2 protein-coding genes are annotated in these 530 nt (G+C 57.2%); one reads left to right on the forward strand and one right to left on the reverse strand.

The window, feature by feature from the left end; all coding sequences use genetic code 11:
- A partial coding sequence (locus ACXJ5O_RS29475; RefSeq protein ID WP_457302988.1) for a hypothetical protein occupies nucleotides 1–211 on the forward strand: 211 nt, incomplete at its 5' end.
- 42 nt (nucleotides 212–253) lie between these two features.
- Here the strand turns inward: ACXJ5O_RS29475 and ACXJ5O_RS29480 are convergent.
- On the reverse strand, nucleotides 254–530 hold a 277-nt coding region (locus ACXJ5O_RS29480; protein WP_457302989.1), incomplete at its 5' end, for a CoA-transferase.

Consider the following 530-nt stretch of genomic DNA (forward strand, 5'->3'; position numbering starts at 1 on the left):
GCTATATATAGGAGCGACGCGAGGAAAAATGAACCCTCTTCATCGAAAATATTCCACAGCCCTGTTTCTGGTGCTTGTAACATTCGCTCCCGTGCTCTCCGGCTGCGCCCGTGTCTATTATGGCAGCTTCCGCTATGACGCTACGTGTGTCGACCATGATCCCCGCTATCCGGGCGAGGGCCCGGTTTGCGTGGTCAAGAAGACGAGGTAGGCGCTGGCGAATATTGAGGTCCGCCAGCCCTGAATTCGTCAATCAAACCGCGACGTCGAAGACCGCCTGGGTTTTCGCCTTGATTTCCTCGACCGTTACGCCGGGCGCAATCTCGATGAGCGTCATCTTGGGATCGCCGTGACGCGCCACTGTGAAAACGCCAAGATCGGTGATCACCAGATCGGTGACGCGCTGCCCAGTTAATGGCAACGTGCATTGCTCCAGGAGCTTTGCTTCGCCCTTGGCCTCGTGTTCCATGACGACGACCACTTTCTTGACGCCAGCGACAAGATCCATCGCGCCGCCCATTCCCTTCACC

Source organism: Phyllobacterium sp. P5_D12, assembly GCF_054049495.1.